The organism is Hymenobacter telluris (assembly GCF_017313265.1).
In the GTDB taxonomy this organism is placed as follows: domain Bacteria; phylum Bacteroidota; class Bacteroidia; order Cytophagales; family Hymenobacteraceae; genus Hymenobacter; species Hymenobacter telluris.
The window spans coordinates 189480-205717 of record NZ_JAFLQZ010000003.1 but is presented as its reverse complement, the minus strand read 5'-3'; the positions used below and the strand labels follow the sequence as shown (position 1 = coordinate 205717).

Genomic DNA, 16238 nt, shown 5'->3' with positions numbered 1-16238 from the left:
GCCGGTTGTCAGTTGCCAGTTGTCAGCATACTTCCAATCAGTCACACTGACAACCGGCAACTGACAACTCGCAACTGACAACTGGCAACTGACCACTACCTTTAGCCCATGCTCGTTTTTCCGAACGCCAAACTCAACCTCGGTCTGTACGTCACGGGGCAGCGGCCCGACGGCTTCCGCAACCTCGAATCGGTGTTTGTGCCCCTGCCGTGGTGCGATGCGCTGGAAGTGCTGCCCACCCCCGAAGGCACCGAAACCACCCTCGCCCTGACCGGCATTCCCATCCCCGGCGACCCGGCCACCAATTTGTGCCGCCGCGCTTACGAGTTGTTGCGGGCCGATTTCAACCTGCCGCCAGTACAACTACACCTGCACAAAGTGGTGCCAATTGGGGCCGGCCTGGGCGGCGGTTCGGCTGATGCGGCCTTTGCCCTACGAGCTCTGAACGATTTGTTCCAGCTGAATCTGCCCAACGAGAAGCTGCAAGCTTACGCCCGCCAGTTGGGTTCCGACTGTGCTTTTTTTGTGGTCAACAAGCCGGTGTTTGCCTACGAGAAAGGCGACGTGTTCGAGGAAATCAGCCTGGACCTGACCGGCACCGCCTGCAAAGTGGTGTACCCCGGCCTGCACATCAGCACCGCCGAAGCCTATGCCCGCGTAACCGCCGCCGCGCCGCGCCACGACCTACGCCAGGCCCTGAGTCAACCCCTGGAAACCTGGCGCAATACTGTCAGCAATGATTTTGAAGATGCCCTGACGCCAATCTATCCGGTGCTGGGCGAAATCAAGCAGCAACTGTACGCGGCCGGCGCAGCCTACGCCAGCCTCTCCGGCTCGGGTTCGGCGGTGTACGGCTTGTTTCCCGGCCAGGAGCTGCCCCCGAAGCTGGAGTTGCCCGCGCAGTATCTGGTCTGGGACGCAAGGTTGTAAAGATTGTGAAATTGTGAAGTGGTGAAATGGTGAGTTGATGCTCAGGAGTGCAAATGCGCGCAGCTCCGAACATAAACTCACCACTTCACCACCTCACAATTTCACCTATACCAATACTTCCGCGGCTTCTTTGCGCCGGGCGCGCCGCTGGTTCCATTGGTCGAGGACGGGGTGGATGAGCACGCTGAACAGGATAACCAACGTGCCGAGGTAGAACCCTAGTGACATTTTCTCTTCGCTGCCGAGCAGCAGCACGGCCAGCAAAATGCCATACACCGGCTCCAGATTAATAGTCAGGTTCACCACGAAAGCCGATAGGCGCTTCATCAGCTCCACCGAGGCCGAGAAGGCATACACGGTACATACGCCCGCCAAAAGACCCAGCCACAGCCAGTCGTAGCCGTGCAGCGCAAGTTGTAGGCCGCGGCCTTCGGTGAAATAGTGGCTATAGAATGGGAAAAACAGCGCAATGCTGAGGCACGCCCCGCCCATTTCGTAGAAGGTAAGCCGCAGCGGCGCGTGTCGCTTCACCAACTGCGAGTTCAGCACGCTAAACAGGGCCGAAAGTCCCGCCGACAAGATGGCTACCAGCAGCCCCGCCAGCTGGTCCAGCTCGGCCCTCGATACCAAATACAGCCCCACCATCGTCAGCAGCCCCAGCCCAACTTCATAGAGCCGCACCCGCCGCCACAGCAGCAGCGGCTCCAGCAACGAAGTCCAGAGGGCCAGTGTGGCCATGCCCGCCAGGCACACGCTCACCGACGACAGGCGCGCCGCCAGAAAAAACGTAATCCAGTGCGCCGCTACCAGTGCGCCCACGCCCAGCAGCCGAAATACCTCCGTAGGAGCCACGCGCCATGCCACCTTACGGCCCACCAGCAATACGCCCAGCCCTACGGTTGCCAGCAAGGTGCGCCAGAACACCAGCTCCACCGGCGGCACCGAAATCAGCTTGCCCAAAATGGCCGTGAAGCCCCAGAGCAACACAATGAAATGCAGGCGGAGGTAGTCTTTTAACATAGGTGAAATGGTGAGATGGTGAAATGGTGAGTTTGGTGGTTTTGATTGCGCGAGTCTGTGCTACCTGTACCAATGGCACCAGCTGAACATTAAACTCACTATTTCACCATCTCACCATTTCGCCATTTAGCGCGGTACTACTCGGTAGAGCACCAGCCCGATGCAGGTGAAAACAATGCTGGGAATCCAGGCGGCCAGCATGGGATTCAGGTCGCCGACTTGGGCGAAGTTGCGACTCAGAATCACGAAGATGATGAACACGAAAGCCAGCACGAAGCCCAGCGCAATCTGCCCGCCCACACCGGCCCTGCTCTTGCGCGCACTCATAATCACCCCGATGATGGTGAGGATGAACATGGCGTACGGGTAGGCGTACCGCTCGTATTTGTCACTCAAATAAATCTGCGTGTCGGAGGCGCCCCGGTCTATTTTCTGCTTGATAAAGCGGTTCAGCTCGGGCAAAGTGAGCGTTTCGCTGAGGCGGTAGGTGCTGGCAAAATCCTTGGGGTAGAGGTTGAGCGTGGTGTCGCGGGCGGGCAGCGTCAGCAGGGTTTCTTTGGGGCCGTTGATGATGCGTACGAGTTGCGGCGAAAGCAGCCAGGCCCGCTTGGTGGAATCCCAGGTAATGGCTTCGGCGGTCATGCGGCGCTTGAGCAGGGTACCTTCCACGGTTTCCAGCGCAAACTTGTAGCCCACGTTGCTCACGTTGTTGTAGCTCTCCATGTAGGCGTAGCTATTGGGCCCGATTTTGATGTGCACGTTGCGCCCTTTGTACACGTAGGGGTTCTTGGTGTACTTCCGCTCGAAGTTGACGCGCGTTTTGTTGGCGTACGGGATAATCCAGCCGGTCAGGGCAATGGTAACTACTGCCAGGATGGCGCTACCCATCAGATACGGCACCAGCAGCCGCTTGAAACTCACGCCGCTGGCCAGAATAGCCACAATTTCGGTGCGCGCCGCCAGCTGCGCCGTCACAAACACCACCGCAATAAACACGGTGATAGGGGAGAGCAGGTTGGCATAGTACGGAAACAAATTCACGTAGTATTCCAACATAATCTGCTTGATCCCCAGATTATGCTTAAGAAAGTCATCGTTCTTCTCAGTGAAGTCAATCACGCAAATCACCATCACCAGCACCACCACGGTGAAGAAGAAGGCCGTGAGAAATTTCTTGAGAATGTATTTATCGAGCAGTTTCACTTCGTTTTTCGTTATTGGTTTTTCGTTTTTCGCTGCTGGTTTTCTGCTGGAGATAAGGCATTTGTTTCGAGTGGTCGAGAAACGAAAAACAAAAAACCAACAACGAAAAACGAACCTACAGCCGCGTCATCACCTGCTTCACCATCCGGTCTTTCCATTCGCGGAAGGTGCCGGCCAGAATCTGCTGGCGGGCCTGCTTCACCAGCCACAGATAGAACGTGAGGTTGTGGATGGAAGCAATTTGCGGGCCGAGCATTTCCTTGCTGTGGAACAAATGGCGCACGTAAGCTTTTGAGTAGAACGTGCTGACGTAGCCGCCTAGTTCAGCGTCAATCGGCTCGAAGTCGTCGGCCCATTTCTTGTTGCTGATGTTGATGATGCCTTGGGTGGTGAAGAGCATGCCGTTGCGGGCGTTGCGGGTCGGCATAACGCAGTCAAACATATCTACGCCCAACGCTATGTTCTCCAGAATATTGGCCGGGGTGCCCACGCCCATCAGGTAGCGCGGCTTGTCCTGGGGCAGGATGTCGCACACTAGCTCAGTCATTTCGTACATCAGCTCGGCCGGCTCACCCACGCTCAGGCCGCCAATGGCGTTGCCTTCCCGGCCCTGCTCGGCTATGAACTCTGCTGACTTCACGCGCAAATCCTTGAACGTGCTGCCTTGCACAATCGGGAACAGGGTTTGGGAGTAGCCGTAGTGCCCCTCGGTGCTGTCGAAGCGCTGAATGCAGCGGGTCAGCCAGCGGTGCGTCATATCCAGGGAGCGGCGGGCGTACTCGTATTCGCAGGGCCAGGGTGTGCACTCGTCGAAGGCCATGATGATGTCGGCCCCGATGGTGCGCTGAATGTCCATCACGCCTTCCGGCGAAAACAGGTGCTGGCTGCCGTCAATGTGGGAGCGGAATTTCACGCCCTCCTCCTTGATTTTGCGGGTGCCGCTGAGCGAGTACACCTGATAGCCACCCGAATCGGTGAGGATGGGCCGGTCCCAGCCATTGAACTTGTGCAGGCCGCCGGCCTTCTGTAGCACTTCCAGGCCGGGGCGCAGGTAGAGGTGGTAGGTGTTGCCGAGGATAATCTGGGCCTGCACGTCGTCTTTCAGGTCGCGCTGCTGCACAGCTTTCACCGTACCAGCCGTGCCCACGGGCATGAAGATGGGCGTTTCAATAGCGCCGTGGTCGGTGTGCACGACGCCGGCGCGGGCTTTGGTGTGCGGGTCTTGGGTTACTAGGTCGAAGGTCATGCGGCAGTGAGTTGCCGGTTGTCAGTTGTCAGTTGTCAGTGAGCAGGAGTCCTTGAAAGAACAACCCAACAACTAACAACCAACAACCAACAACCGATAAGACCACAAAGGTACTTCGCCCACCTCGAATGCCTACTTTTGCGGGCTAATTCACTACTCGCGTTTTGCCTGTTCATTTTTCCCCGGCCATCTGGCTGCTCCTAGCTACCGTTTTGGTGCAGGTTGGCTACGTTACCTACTACTTTTTACCCTTCGCCAACCGCCCCCCGGAGCCCGAGCCAACCGCCGAACTGGCCGAGGCGGTATCCATCTTGGTGTGTGCCCGCAACGAGCTAGACAACCTGCGCCGCCTGCTGCCGCTGCTGCTCAAGCAAGAGTATCCCGCCGGCTTTGAAATCATTCTCATCGACGACCGGTCCGGCGACGACACCTACTTATATGTGCAGCAGCTCACCCAGTATTATCCGCACGTCCGCCTCGTCACCATCGACCGTACGCCCGAAGGCCTGGCCCCCAAGAAATACGCCCTGACCCTGGGCATCAAAACGGCGCGCTACGGCCAGCTGCTCTTCACCGATGCCGACTGCATACCCGCCACCAACCACTGGCTGCAACACATGCAAGCCGGTTTCCAGCGCCCCGCCGATATGGTGCTCGGCTATTCAGCGTACGCCGAAGCGCCCGGATTTTTGAATAAGCTGATTCGGTTTGAAACCTTACTTACCGGCGCGCAGTATCTGTCGTTCGCGTGGCGGGGCAAACCCTACATGGGCGTGGGCCGCAACCTGGCCTACACGCCGCAGGTCTTTCGTTCCACCAAAGGCTTTGCCTCCCACATCCGTAGCCTGAGCGGCGACGACGACCTGCTGGTGCAGGACGCCGTGGCACAAGGCGCGCGGGTGGTGGTGGTAGCCGAGCCAGCGGCCCATACTCTCAGTGAGCCAGCCCAAACGTGGGCGGCCTGGTGGCGGCAGAAAAGGCGCCATTTGTCGGCGGGAAGGCGTTATCAGGCGTCCGACCGGTGGCGGATTGGAACCTTTATGGGAAGTAATATGCTTTTTCATGGTATTAGTTTGATTTTGCTGTTTTCCCGCCCCGATTGGATACCTTTGGCCGGCCTATGGACCGTGCGTACTGCACTCGTTACGGGCACCTATCAGCGCCTTAGCCGGCGCCTCGATGACCCACTGCCGGGGGTTCTGCTGCCGGTATTAGACCTTGTCTACTTTTTTTATTATCTCGCTTTAGGAATCTCGCTGTTCCTCTACCGTACCCTCAGATGGAAGTAAACAACCCGGAAAAACAGTTTTCAGCAAAGGCCAAGCACGACTTCAAGTTGATTCGGGCCGCCGTAGAAAACGCCGATGAAAAGGCGTATGCTGAGCTAATGCATATCTATAAAAAGCCGGTGTATCATGTGGTGCTGAAGATGGTGCGCAACCCCGATGACGCCGAGGACCTCACTATCGAGGCGTTTGCCAAGGCCTTCCGCAACCTGCACAAGTTCAACCCGGAGTTTGCGTTCAGCACCTGGCTGTTCCGGATTGCCACCAACAACTGCATCGACTTTATTCGCAAGAATAAAATCAAGACGATGTCGATTGACTCGGCCATCAAAATCGACAACGGCGACGAAATCACCATCGACTTCCGCGACCAGAACCTGAACCCGCAGGAATCGACCATCAAAAACCAGAAAATCGAAATCATGCAGCACGTGGTATCCCGGCTGCCCGATAAGTACCAGCGCCTCGTCACGTTGCGCTACTTCGATGAGCTGAGCTACGAGGAAATTGCTCAGGAGCTGAAAGCCCCCCTCGGCACCGTGAAAGCCCAGCTGCACCGCGCCCGTGAGCTGCTCTATGACATGGTGAAAAACAAGAAAGAAATCATCTAGTGAAAAGCCCCGCCGCAAGCCGGGGCTTTTTTTATGTAGCGCGGAAATCTGTTCCGCGACGAGCGGAGCGAGTAGCAAGCGTATACTAACGTTGCAGGCGCGTAGGAACTCGCTTCGCTCGTCGCGGAACAGATTTCCGCGCTACGTTACCTTTGCCGCATCATGGATATCATCAACCACTACTTCCCGCACCTCACCGACCACCAGCGCCAGCTGTTCCAGCAGCTCGATACCGAGTTTCGCAGCTGGAACGAGCGCCTCAACCTGGTGGCCCGCACCGACGTGGACAACCTAGCGGAGCGCCATTTCCTGCACTCCCTGGGCATTGCGAAAGTGGTGGAGTTTCCGGCCGGCGCCTCGGTGCTGGATGTGGGCACGGGCGGCGGCTTACCCGGCTTGCCACTGGCCATTCTGTTCCCGGAAGTGAAGTTTCACCTGGTCGACAGCATCGGCAAGAAAATCCACGCCGTGCAGGAAATGGCGCGCGACTTGGGCCTCACCAACGTGACGGCCGAGCAAATCCGCGCCGAGCAGCTCCGCCCCAAGTACGACTACGTAGTGAGCCGCGCCGTAGCCCGCCTCGCCACCTTCCACACCTGGATTGCGCACCGCTACAAGCCCCACGCCAGCGCCACCAGTGGCCTCTACTACCTCAAAGGCGGCGACCTAACCGAAGAAATTGCCGAGTCCGGCCTCAAAGCCACCGTCACCGACCTCAAGGACTTTTACACGGAGGAGTTCTTCGAGACGAAGAAGGTGGTGTTCGTCCCAACTAACTCGGGTGGGCGGGGGTAAGGAGGCTTGTGCTATTTTAAGAGTATAGTTTGGATAACGTTACGGGCTGAGAGGCTTAAGAGACAGAACCTTTACTAGAAGCTTTAAGCACTTGCTTTGCAGACTTGTAAATAGTTGCTATGATCACTAAATGGATCATAATGGTTACTATCAACGGCCGTCTCTTATCTAATTCTTCTACTATAGCATGCTCTGGGAAGTAGCTAGGATAAAGCGCGGTAAGCGTATGGGATGCTCTAAGTTTTTGGTAGTCAGAAGAGGATAAGTCTCGTTGAAAGGCGTATGTCTGCCCATCAAACGTGTTTTTGTATTCCCAGGTGAGGCGAGTACTATCGAGCGCGCTAACAGTGGCTTTACTTGTTCTATAGTTCAGGTGTAGAAAATAGTTGGGTAAGGTCCAGTAAATCAACCCCAGTGCAGCTACCGTGACAATCAGTAGCCCTGCTACAGAGGGCTCATTGTTCCTATTACTCATGTGTGTAATCAATTCTTGCGGATAGTCTAATAAAAGTACTGCTTTGGTCACATGTGATGGACAAGCTTGAATATGCACTTTTTTGACAAATCTGCTATAACTGCTATTACGTTAAATAGATACTTCAAGCCATCAGTAACTCTAACAATCCTTACCCCGGCACCGCAGCCGTCAGAAACTCCACCGCTCGCCGTTCCGAGTAGTACTCGCCATCGGGCGTGCCCTCGCCAAAACCGACGTGGCCGCCTGCTTGTGGGGTTTCCAGGAACACGAACTTGCTGCGAGATGCCACTTCCCGCGGGTAGCAGCTAGGAGCCAGAAACGGGTCGTTTTGGGCGTTGACGAGTAGCGTGGGGATGCGGATGGCGCTGAGGTAGCGGCCCGAAGCTGAGTGCTCGTAATACTCGTCGGCCGATTTGAAGCCGTGCATGGGGGCCGTAAACCGGTCGTCGAACTGCGGGAAGTCGCGCAGCAAATCCAAGCCTTCCAGGTTCACTTGGCCGGGCAGTAGCGCGGCCTTCTCGCGCATCTTGCGCCGCAACGATTTCATGAAGCGGTTCAAGTAAATACGGTTTTCGGGACGGGCAATCTGGTGGGAGCTGGCTTTGAGGTCGGTGGGTACCGAAAACACGGCGGCGCGCTGCACTTCGGCGGGTACCCGGTCGGGGTTTTCGCCGAGGTACTTGAGCGTGACGTTGCCGCCGGCCGAAAAGCCCGTGAGGTACACCCGCTGGTAGCGGCCGGTGGCCAGGGCGTGGCGCACCACAAAATCCAGGTCGTCGGTGTCGCCGAGGTGGTAGGAGCGGAGCAGGCGGTTCATTTCGCCGCCGCAGCTGCGGTAGTTCCAAGCCAGCGCATCAAAGCCGGCCCGGTTGAGGGCCCGCACCATGCCGCGCACGTACGGCCGGCTGGCGTCGCCCTCCAGCCCGTGCGATACTATGCAGAGTGTGTCGGTTGTCTGGCCGTGCAGCCGCGACCAGTCCAAATCCAGAAAGTCGCCATCAGTGGTTTCCACTCGTTCCCGCTCGTAGCGCACCTCGGGCACTGTGCGCAGTAGGCTGGGCACGATGGTTTGCAGGTGGCCATTGAACAAGTAAAACGGCGGCTGATAACGGGAGTGCGCAACAAGGGGCATAGGAATACACAGTAAAAAGCAGCTCTATAAAGCCATTCAAACCCCAATAAGTTTGTTTTCGCCGCAGAATACAGGTTTATGCAAGTATAAGTACGAGTTATGCCAACCAGCACTGACCTGACCGCCAAACTACCGTATAGGCAAGAAACGTTCTGCTTTTCAACCCTATACCTATGAATACGACGAAAGCACTTTCTCCCATCCTGCTTGCCGGCACTATGCTGCTGGGTTTCGGGTGCAGCACCACCAACACCGCCAGCGACCCGGCCGCAACAGCCACTGCCAACAGCAGCACTATGCCCGGCCCGGCCGGCAACGTAGGCGACGCCACCACTACCCCCGCAGTCGTCAGCAACTCAGTTGATGCCCCTACCGGCGACAATACGGCTCCTACCACCGCTATGGAAAGCTTCACGGCCAGTTTGCCTACCATGCAAGACCCGGTTTTCTTGCTCACGGCGGGCAGCAGCAACCTATTGGAAATTCAAACGGCGCAGTTGGCTTTGCAGAAATCAACTAGCCCGGAGGTAAAGAAATTCGCGCAGATGATGCTCGACCATCATACCAAAGCAACCCAGGAGTTGAAAACTATTGCTACGCCGCTGAGCGTGACGCTGCCCGAAGCCATGATGCCCATCCACCAAGCCATAGCCGACAAGGTGAAGAACACGGAGGGTAAAAAGTTCGATGAGGCCTACATGGATGCCATGGAAACCGCGCATCAAATGGACATTGCCATGTTTGAAACCAAAAGCCGTACGGCCACCAATGCTACCGTGAAGGCCTATGCTACCAAAGCGCTGCCTATGTTAAAGTCGCACGGCGCCATGGCCACCGAAATCGAAGACAAGGTGGATTAACGCTCACAATGAGCCAGGTAAGAGAAGCGGGACGCAAGTATTTGTTATTTCCCGCCAAAGCCTTACCTTTGCCAACCCAATTGAACTGAATTCGAGCAGAAGAACCTTTTTTCTACCCCATGGCAAATCATAAGTCGGCCCTCAAGCGCATCCGTTCCAACGAAGCTAAGCGCGTGCTGAACCGTTACCAGGCTAAATCTACCCGCACCGCCGTTAAGAAACTGCGTGCTACCACCGACGCTACCGCTGCGCAAGAGCTGCTGAAGAAAGTATCGTCGATGCTGGACCGTCTGGCCAAAAAGAACATCATCCACAAGAACAAAGCCGCCAACAACAAGTCGAAGCTGGCTAAGTTCGTGAAGTCGCTGGCTGCCGCTTAAGCAGCAAAAGCTACTTCTGCTCTTTTATACAGGAAAGGCCCCGTGCGCAAGCGCGGGGCCTTTTCGCATTCGTGGGCACTGTATTACTTATTAGATATTATCTATCTTTTCCTCGCTCTATCTCTAAATTCTTTTCTATGAAATACCTGTACCACTTGTTACTTGTGTGCGCTTGCATCGGCTGGCTACCAGCGCAAGCCCAAAACTGGCGCCCTTTTCGCCCTAACGGCGACGTCCACGCCTTCCGCGGCGCCTCTCCCGATACCATTCTAACCCTGCGGCTGGATTCGGCGGGTGTAACCGGCCCCGATTCGGTGTACTACTTCAACCGCATCATGCGGCGCACTGGTAATTCTCCTTGGCAGAAAGCCCGCAACAACCAGTTCGGGCAGCAGATGCGTTACAACGCGGCGCAGCGTACCTACGCGCTGTTTTGGAACGGTGGCTCCACTATGGGCTTTATCCTCGACTATTTGCTTGTATTAAAGCCTTTCGCGCAACTAGGCGAAACGTGGAGCAGTGCCTTCACTGATTATGGCGTAACCACCACTCTAGTTTCGCGCGGGACTATGCTGCTCGATGGTGTGCAAGACTCAATCGTAACATTTAGAGCTGGTACTAATCCTGGCGTACTGATTGTGCTAAGTAAGAATAATGGGCTAGTATCAGGACCAGCCAATTTGCTGTTCGGCGTGCCTAATGCTCGGCTACTCACCCTGGCCCGCCGCCCCGCGCCCGCCGGCCTCAGCTACTACAACCCACTCACTATACTGGATTTGCAGCCCGGCGACGAGTTGGGATACGAGCAAACGCCATACACCGCTAGTCCTTTTGCGTGTTCCACTGGTTATACTCTGTACCGGATACTCTCGCGGCAGATTACCTCTGATAGTATTGCATACACGATGCAGGCACAAGGACGCACTGTGAATAGCGGTGCGCCCAACTGTGGACCAGCGGGTGTTACAGTTTCGGGCATATACACAACACGTATTGCTGCCTCACGCCGGACAGGGCAGTGGCAAGGTAGTTGGACTTTTAAGCCTCTGGGCACTTTGCTGACGTATGCCTACCGTTCGCCGGGTAGAACTGGTAGCGCAAACAGTGTTTTTATAGGTCTGCCAATTGTGCCAGCACGGTACGGAACATCTTGTAGTGGACCGGCTGCGTTGCTATCAGAAGCCTTGTACTCGAACCCGCTAAGCACTATGTACAACCCTGGAATAGATGCCTTGGGCTGGCAGCAAGCTGTGGCGCAAGGCGTAGGGGTAGTAAGGCAAGGCGAGCATCAGTTGGTCTACAGCCGCCGCGCCATCAACGGCACTGTGCAAACCTGTGGCAGCCGCGCCAACTTTGCCACGCTGCTGCCTACTAAGTCGGCCCAACGTGCAGCTATGTTCCAACTGTATCCTAACCCAACTGCTGGCTCAGTGACACTCACGTTGCCGGAACCCGCCCGCGCAGGCACTATGGTGCGGGTGCTCGACGCGCTAGGCCGTGCCGTTGCACGTCAGCCACTTGCCAGCGGCCAAACTACCGCCCTTTTGCCACTGTCAGAATTGGCAGCGGGCCTGTATGTGGTGGAAGTACAGGCTGCCGGAGAGGCACCGCAGCAGCTACGTCTGCAACATCAGTAGCTTCTGATAACACGAGTACATGAAAACGCCCGTCTGGATTGCCAGACGGGCGTTTTTGCACGGTATGAGGTTACGCAAAGCTTAGCGTTAGGTACTTAAGCCACGCTCACCTTCACCATGTTGGCTTTGCCTTTCTCGTTGATGGGCATGGAAGCCGTGTTGATGAACACATCCCCTTTCTGGAGGTGGCCCATCGTGGTCAACACGTATTTGATGTCGGAAACGGTGTTGTCGGTGCTCACCATCCGGTCGTAGTAGAAACCCCGCACGCCCCAAATCAAGCTCAGGGTGGTAAGCAATGGGCGGTTGTCGGTGAAGACGAAGATGTTGGCTTTCGGGCGGTACTTGGCAATCTGGAAGGCGGTGTAGCCGCGGTGCGTCATGGCCGTAATGGCCTTGGCACCCGTGTTCTTCGCCAAGTGGCACGCCGCCGACAACAGGCTGTCCACCATGAAGCTAGGCGCCGTCGGGTCAATCGGGAACCAGTGGTTGTAGAGGCTCGGCATGCGGGTTTCCACGCTCAGAATGGTAGCTACCATCGAGCGGATAACCTCGGCCGGATAGGCTCCAACCGCCGTTTCTGCCGACAGCATCACGGCATCCGCCCCGTCGATTACTGCGTTGGCTACGTCGGAGGTTTCGGCACGGGTTGGGCGCGGAGCCGAAATCATGCTTTCCATCATCTGAGTGGCTACAATTACGGGCTTGCCGGCTTTGTTGCACTTCTCTACAATCTGCTTCTGCGCCATCGGCACCTCTTCCATCTTCACTTCCACGCCCAGGTCGCCGCGGGCTACCATTACGGCATCGGTAATGGCAATGATTTCGTCGAGGTTCTTCAGACCTTCAGGCGTTTCGATTTTGGCAATTACACGGGTGGATTTACCGGCTTCTGCAATCAACGACTTGATGAAGCGGATATCCTCGGCCCGGCGCGCAAACGACAACGCAATCCAGTCTACGTCGTGCTCCAACCCAAATTTCAAGTCCTCAATGTCCTTCTCCGTCATCGAGGGCGCCGACACTTCGGAGTCGGGGAGGTTGATGCCTTTGCGGGGTTTCACGAGGCCGCCGTACACCACTTCCACGTCCACTTCGGTTTCGCGGTCAGTAGCCAGCACTTTCAGCTCAATCTTGCCGTCGTCCAGCAGAATCATGTCGCCGGGCTTCACGTCGCGGGCCAGGCCCATGTAGATGGTGCTCAGGCGGGTAGCCGTGCTGATTTCCTTTTCGCCGCACACCAGCTTGATTTTGTCGCCGCGCGTGATTTCCACGCCGCCGCCCTCCACATCACCGAGCCGGATTTTCGGGCCCTGCAAATCCTGAAGCAGGCCCACATTAGTGCGCAAATCTTTGTTCAGCCGCCGTACCGTGTTGATAACCGACAAATGGTCTTCGTAGGAACCGTGCGAGAAATTGAGGCGAAACACATCCACACCCTCCCGGATGAGCATAGCCAGCCGCTCGTACGTGTTGGAGGCGGGGCCCACCGTGGCCACAATTTTGGTTTTATTGAACTGAGCGCGTGATTCCATAAGTGAGTGACGCCAAACTCCAGCTTGGCGGGTTGTTGAACGAGTGGCAGAGAAGTGCCGGCACAGGCTGCCGACGGTTCGCCAAGCTGGAGCTTGGCGCTACAATCCTCAAAAGAGCAGATTTTCTTTAAACTTCAGACTATTCGGGTCAAATTGACAGACGTACTGCACCACTGGCAAGGCCGCAAGTTCCTGCACTAAGGTATCCGCTGCCAATAATCCGGTGCCGTTGCTTACCTGAATCAGGTAGTCGTATTCTTTGATATCAGGCGCCAGGAAGGGTTTTTTCAGTACAGAGGGGTCGAGGGAGCGGTTGCGCAGGAGCCGCAGCGTGAAGTGCTCGGTGGCGTGAAGATAATTGCTGATAACCAAGCGGCCCTGGCTCAGTAAATCGTAAATCAGGTCCTGCTGCTTCACCAGGCGCAGGCGCAGCAACTGGTTGAGCTGCCACGCCAGCATGTGCTCCCGGCTCGACGAAACCACCCCGAACAGGTCGAAGTTGCAGTCGTATTCTACGTCCAGCGTAAGCGTTTTCATGAGCAAATAGCAAGGTGAGAGCCAGCAAAATTACAGACCTAGCAGTCGAAATGAACGGATGAGGTCAGAATCTTGTACTCGGAAGTTTAGGGCAACGATGTTTGAAAATGTTAGGGAAGATGGTGTTATTTGTGGCGAGTTTTCTCTAAACCCCCACGGAAATGTCTGAAATTGCAGAAAAAGTAAAAGCCATTATCATCGACAAGCTAGGCGTAGAAGCATCGGAGGTAACTCCAGAGGCAAGCTTCACCAACGACCTGGGTGCCGACTCGCTCGACACGGTTGAGCTGATCATGGAGTTTGAAAAAGAATTCAACGTGTCTATCCCCGACGACCAAGCCGAAAACATCGGCACCGTGGGTCAGGCTATCAGCTACCTAGAGGAGCACGCTAAGTAGTATTAAGTACTTGGTATTGAGTATGGAGGCGCCCTGAATTTGGGCTTATCTCAGTACTCAATACTTACTACCTAAAACTCAATTTGCGCATTCGGCCGGCCTGCCGCCGGCCGTTTTGCTTTTCCATTTTTTCGTAATCTCTGCCCATTCTTATGGCTTTTCGGAGAGTTGTCGTTACCGGGTTGGGTGCCATCACGCCAGTGGGCAGCACCGTCCCGACTTATTGGGACGGCCTGCGCCAGGGACTGAGTGGGGCCGCCCCCATCACCCGCTTCGACGCCAGCAAGTTCAAAACTCGCTTCGCCTGCGAAGTGAAGGATTACAGTCCCGATAATTACTTCGACCGCAAGGAAGGTCGGAAAATGGACCTGTTCACGCAGTTTGCCGTCATTGCCAGCGACGAGGCCATTAAAGATGCCGGGTTGCTGGAAGGCGTCAACAAAGACCGGGTTGGCGTGATTTGGGGCTCCGGCATTGGCGGCCTGAAGACTTTCCAGGAGGAGAGCTTCAACTTTGCCAAAGGCGACGGTACCCCCCGCTACAACCCCTTCTTCATTCCGAAGATGATTGCCGACAGCTCGTCGGGCAACATCTCCATCAAAAACGGTTTCCGCGGCCCCAACTTTGTAACTACTTCAGCCTGTGCATCTTCCTCGGATGCCATTGTAGCCGCTTACAATTACATTCGCCTAGGTATGGCCGATGTGGTAGTAACCGGTGGCTCGGAAGCAGCGGTTACGGAAGCTGGCGTGGGGGGCTTCAACGCCCTGAAAGCCATGAGTGAGCGAAACGACGACGCCCTGACGGCTTCCCGGCCTTATGACAAAGACCGGGACGGTTTCGTGCTGGGCGAAGGCGCTGGGGCGTTGGTGATTGAAGCCTACGAGCACGCTCAAGCCCGCGGCGCTAAAATCTACGCCGAAATCATTGGCGGTGGTCTTTCTTCGGATGCCTACCACATCACGGCTCCCGACCCAACCGGCGAAGGTGTGGTGCTGGTAATGCAGAACGCGTTGCAGGATGCTGGCATCAAGCCGGAGGAGGTTGATTACATCAACACCCACGGAACCAGCACGCCCCTCGGCGACGGTGCCGAAATCAAGGCTATTCAGAAGGTTTTTGGCGAGCACGCCTATAATCTCAACATCAGCTCTACCAAGAGCATGACCGGCCATTTGCTGGGTGGTGCGGGTGGTATTGAGGCAGTAGCCAGCATTTTGGCTATTCAGCACGGCATTATTCCACCCACCATCAACCACGTTACCGACGACCCGGAACTGGATGCTCGTTTGAACTTCACGTTCAATGAGGCGCAGGTGCGGGAGGTGAACGTGGCCATGAGCAACACGTTTGGTTTCGGCGGGCACAACACGTCGGTGGTGTTCCGCAAATTCAAGGCGTAATGAGTGGCCTGCCCTTGTTCGGGTTTTTCCGGCGCATGCTGGGCCAGGATCAGGCGTTTATCCGGGCCATTGCAACGATAACGGGCCGCACGCCTTCCAACGTGCGGCTCTATCGTTTGGCCTTCACCCACTCATCAGTGGTGCGGCAGCAGGGCGAGCAGGGCCGGCAGCAAAGCAACGAGCGGCTGGAGTTCTTGGGCGACGCGGTGCTGGGCACGGTGGTAGCCGAATACCTGTTCCGCAAGTTTCCGTACGAGCAGGAAGGCTTCCTGACCGAGATGCGCAGCCGCATTGTGAACCGGGAAAGCCTGAACGCCTTGGCTTTGAAGTTGGGCTTGGATAAGTTGGTGCAGCTCGACCCCGGCCAGGGGCGGGCGGCCCGTTCCCGCTCCGTGAACGGCAATGCGCTGGAAGCGCTGGTAGGCGCCGTGTACCTCGACCAAGGCTACAAAGCGGCTCGTCGGTTTGTGCTGGGGCGCATTGTGAAGCCCTACGTGGATGTGAAATCCATGACCCAAACCACTGCCAACTTCAAGAGCAAGCTCATTGAGTGGGCCCAGCGCAACGGGCGCGTTTTGCGCTACGAGCTAAGCGGGGAGCCTCGGCCAGGCGGCGTAATGGAGTTTTCGGCCACGGTGCTGCTCGATGAAGAAGCCGTAGCCACCGGCATGGGCCTCAGTAAAAAACAGGCCGAACAGCTGGCCGCCGAACGGGCTTTGGAAGTGCTGGGCGTGTAAGCACAACGTTGCGCTTGCTGCGTTTCATCGGCGTCTTCTGCCGGCTAAAA

Annotated in this window: 17 protein-coding genes; 10 read left to right on the top strand and 7 right to left on the bottom strand. The window is 56.4% G+C overall.

Annotated elements, in window-relative coordinates:
* Positions 1-108: 108 nt before the first annotated feature.
* The gene (ispE, locus tag J0X19_RS05785) at positions 109-930 is read left to right on the top strand and encodes a 4-(cytidine 5'-diphospho)-2-C-methyl-D-erythritol kinase (RefSeq protein ID WP_206982454.1); all 822 of its coding nucleotides are present in this window, start codon (positions 109-111) and stop codon (positions 928-930) included.
* A 105-nt stretch (positions 931-1035) separates the two neighbouring features.
* Here ispE and J0X19_RS05780 read toward each other — a convergent pair whose 3' ends face one another.
* From J0X19_RS05780 to tgt, 3 genes are all read right to left on the bottom strand, one after another.
* Positions 1036-1950, bottom strand: coding sequence for a DMT family transporter (locus J0X19_RS05780; RefSeq protein WP_206982452.1), 915 nt, complete (start codon positions 1948-1950; stop codon positions 1036-1038).
* A 126-nt stretch (positions 1951-2076) separates the two neighbouring features.
* Positions 2077-3153, bottom strand: coding sequence for an LptF/LptG family permease (locus J0X19_RS05775; RefSeq protein ID WP_206982450.1), 1077 nt, complete (start codon positions 3151-3153; stop codon positions 2077-2079).
* Between the two features lie 115 nt (positions 3154-3268).
* The gene (gene tgt / locus J0X19_RS05770; protein WP_206982448.1) at positions 3269-4399 is read right to left on the bottom strand and encodes a tRNA guanosine(34) transglycosylase Tgt; all 1131 of its coding nucleotides are present in this window, start codon (positions 4397-4399) and stop codon (positions 3269-3271) included.
* Positions 4400-4563: 164 nt separating this feature from the next.
* Here tgt and J0X19_RS05765 point away from each other — a divergent pair, with 164 nt between their 5' ends.
* The 3 genes from J0X19_RS05765 (at position 4564) to rsmG (ending at position 7091) form a co-directional block, all read left to right on the top strand.
* The gene (locus tag J0X19_RS05765) at positions 4564-5688 is read left to right on the top strand and encodes a glycosyltransferase (protein ID WP_206982446.1); all 1125 of its coding nucleotides are present in this window, start codon (positions 4564-4566) and stop codon (positions 5686-5688) included.
* On the top strand, positions 5679-6296 hold the full coding sequence (locus J0X19_RS05760; RefSeq protein ID WP_206982444.1) for an RNA polymerase sigma factor: 618 nt from the start codon (positions 5679-5681) through the stop codon (positions 6294-6296). The genes J0X19_RS05765 and J0X19_RS05760 overlap by 10 nt, the downstream gene beginning before the upstream one ends.
* Positions 6297-6458: 162 nt before the next feature.
* The gene (gene rsmG, locus J0X19_RS05755; RefSeq protein ID WP_206982442.1) at positions 6459-7091 is read left to right on the top strand and encodes a 16S rRNA (guanine(527)-N(7))-methyltransferase RsmG; all 633 of its coding nucleotides are present in this window, start codon (positions 6459-6461) and stop codon (positions 7089-7091) included.
* 55 nt (positions 7092-7146) lie between these two features.
* Here rsmG and J0X19_RS05750 read toward each other — a convergent pair whose 3' ends face one another.
* Positions 7147-7617 carry a hypothetical protein gene (locus J0X19_RS05750; RefSeq protein WP_206982440.1) on the bottom strand — a complete coding sequence of 157 codons (471 nt, stop codon included), beginning with the start codon at positions 7615-7617 and terminating at the stop codon, positions 7147-7149.
* 100 nt (positions 7618-7717) lie between these two features.
* Positions 7718-8701, bottom strand: a complete 984-nt coding sequence (locus J0X19_RS05745; protein WP_206982438.1) for a YheT family hydrolase — start codon at positions 8699-8701, stop codon at positions 7718-7720.
* 173 nt (positions 8702-8874) lie between these two features.
* Here J0X19_RS05745 and J0X19_RS05740 point away from each other — a divergent pair, with 173 nt between their 5' ends.
* The 3 genes from J0X19_RS05740 (at position 8875) to J0X19_RS05730 (ending at position 11578) form a co-directional block, all read left to right on the top strand.
* Positions 8875-9561 carry a DUF4142 domain-containing protein gene (locus J0X19_RS05740; RefSeq protein WP_206982427.1) on the top strand — a complete coding sequence of 229 codons (687 nt, stop codon included), beginning with the start codon at positions 8875-8877 and terminating at the stop codon, positions 9559-9561.
* 119 nt (positions 9562-9680) lie between these two features.
* A complete protein-coding gene (gene rpsT / locus J0X19_RS05735; protein ID WP_206982424.1) occupies positions 9681-9941 on the top strand; it encodes a 30S ribosomal protein S20 in 261 nt (86 codons plus the stop codon).
* Positions 9942-10078: 137 nt separating this feature from the next.
* The gene (locus J0X19_RS05730) at positions 10079-11578 is read left to right on the top strand and encodes a T9SS type A sorting domain-containing protein (protein WP_206982422.1); all 1500 of its coding nucleotides are present in this window, start codon (positions 10079-10081) and stop codon (positions 11576-11578) included.
* 95 nt (positions 11579-11673) lie between these two features.
* Here the strand turns inward: J0X19_RS05730 and pyk are convergent, their stop codons facing one another.
* Together pyk and J0X19_RS05720 are read right to left on the bottom strand one after the other, a co-directional pair.
* The gene (gene pyk / locus J0X19_RS05725; RefSeq protein WP_206982420.1) at positions 11674-13113 is read right to left on the bottom strand and encodes a pyruvate kinase; all 1440 of its coding nucleotides are present in this window, start codon (positions 13111-13113) and stop codon (positions 11674-11676) included.
* Positions 13114-13221: 108 nt separating this feature from the next.
* A complete protein-coding gene (locus J0X19_RS05720) occupies positions 13222-13650 on the bottom strand; it encodes an IPExxxVDY family protein (RefSeq protein WP_206982418.1) in 429 nt (142 codons plus the stop codon).
* Between the two features lie 161 nt (positions 13651-13811).
* On the opposite strand from J0X19_RS05720, the gene J0X19_RS05715 reads away from it, so the two are divergent.
* From J0X19_RS05715 to rnc, 3 genes are all read left to right on the top strand, one after another.
* Positions 13812-14048, top strand: coding sequence for an acyl carrier protein (locus tag J0X19_RS05715; RefSeq protein ID WP_019948606.1), 237 nt, complete (start codon positions 13812-13814; stop codon positions 14046-14048).
* Between the two features lie 152 nt (positions 14049-14200).
* Positions 14201-15451 carry a beta-ketoacyl-ACP synthase II gene (fabF, locus tag J0X19_RS05710; protein ID WP_206982415.1) on the top strand — a complete coding sequence of 417 codons (1251 nt, stop codon included), beginning with the start codon at positions 14201-14203 and terminating at the stop codon, positions 15449-15451.
* A complete protein-coding gene (gene rnc / locus J0X19_RS05705; protein WP_206982405.1) occupies positions 15451-16188 on the top strand; it encodes a ribonuclease III in 738 nt (245 codons plus the stop codon). Before fabF ends, rnc begins: the two co-directional genes overlap by 1 nt.
* The last annotated feature ends 50 nt before the right edge of the window (positions 16189-16238 follow it).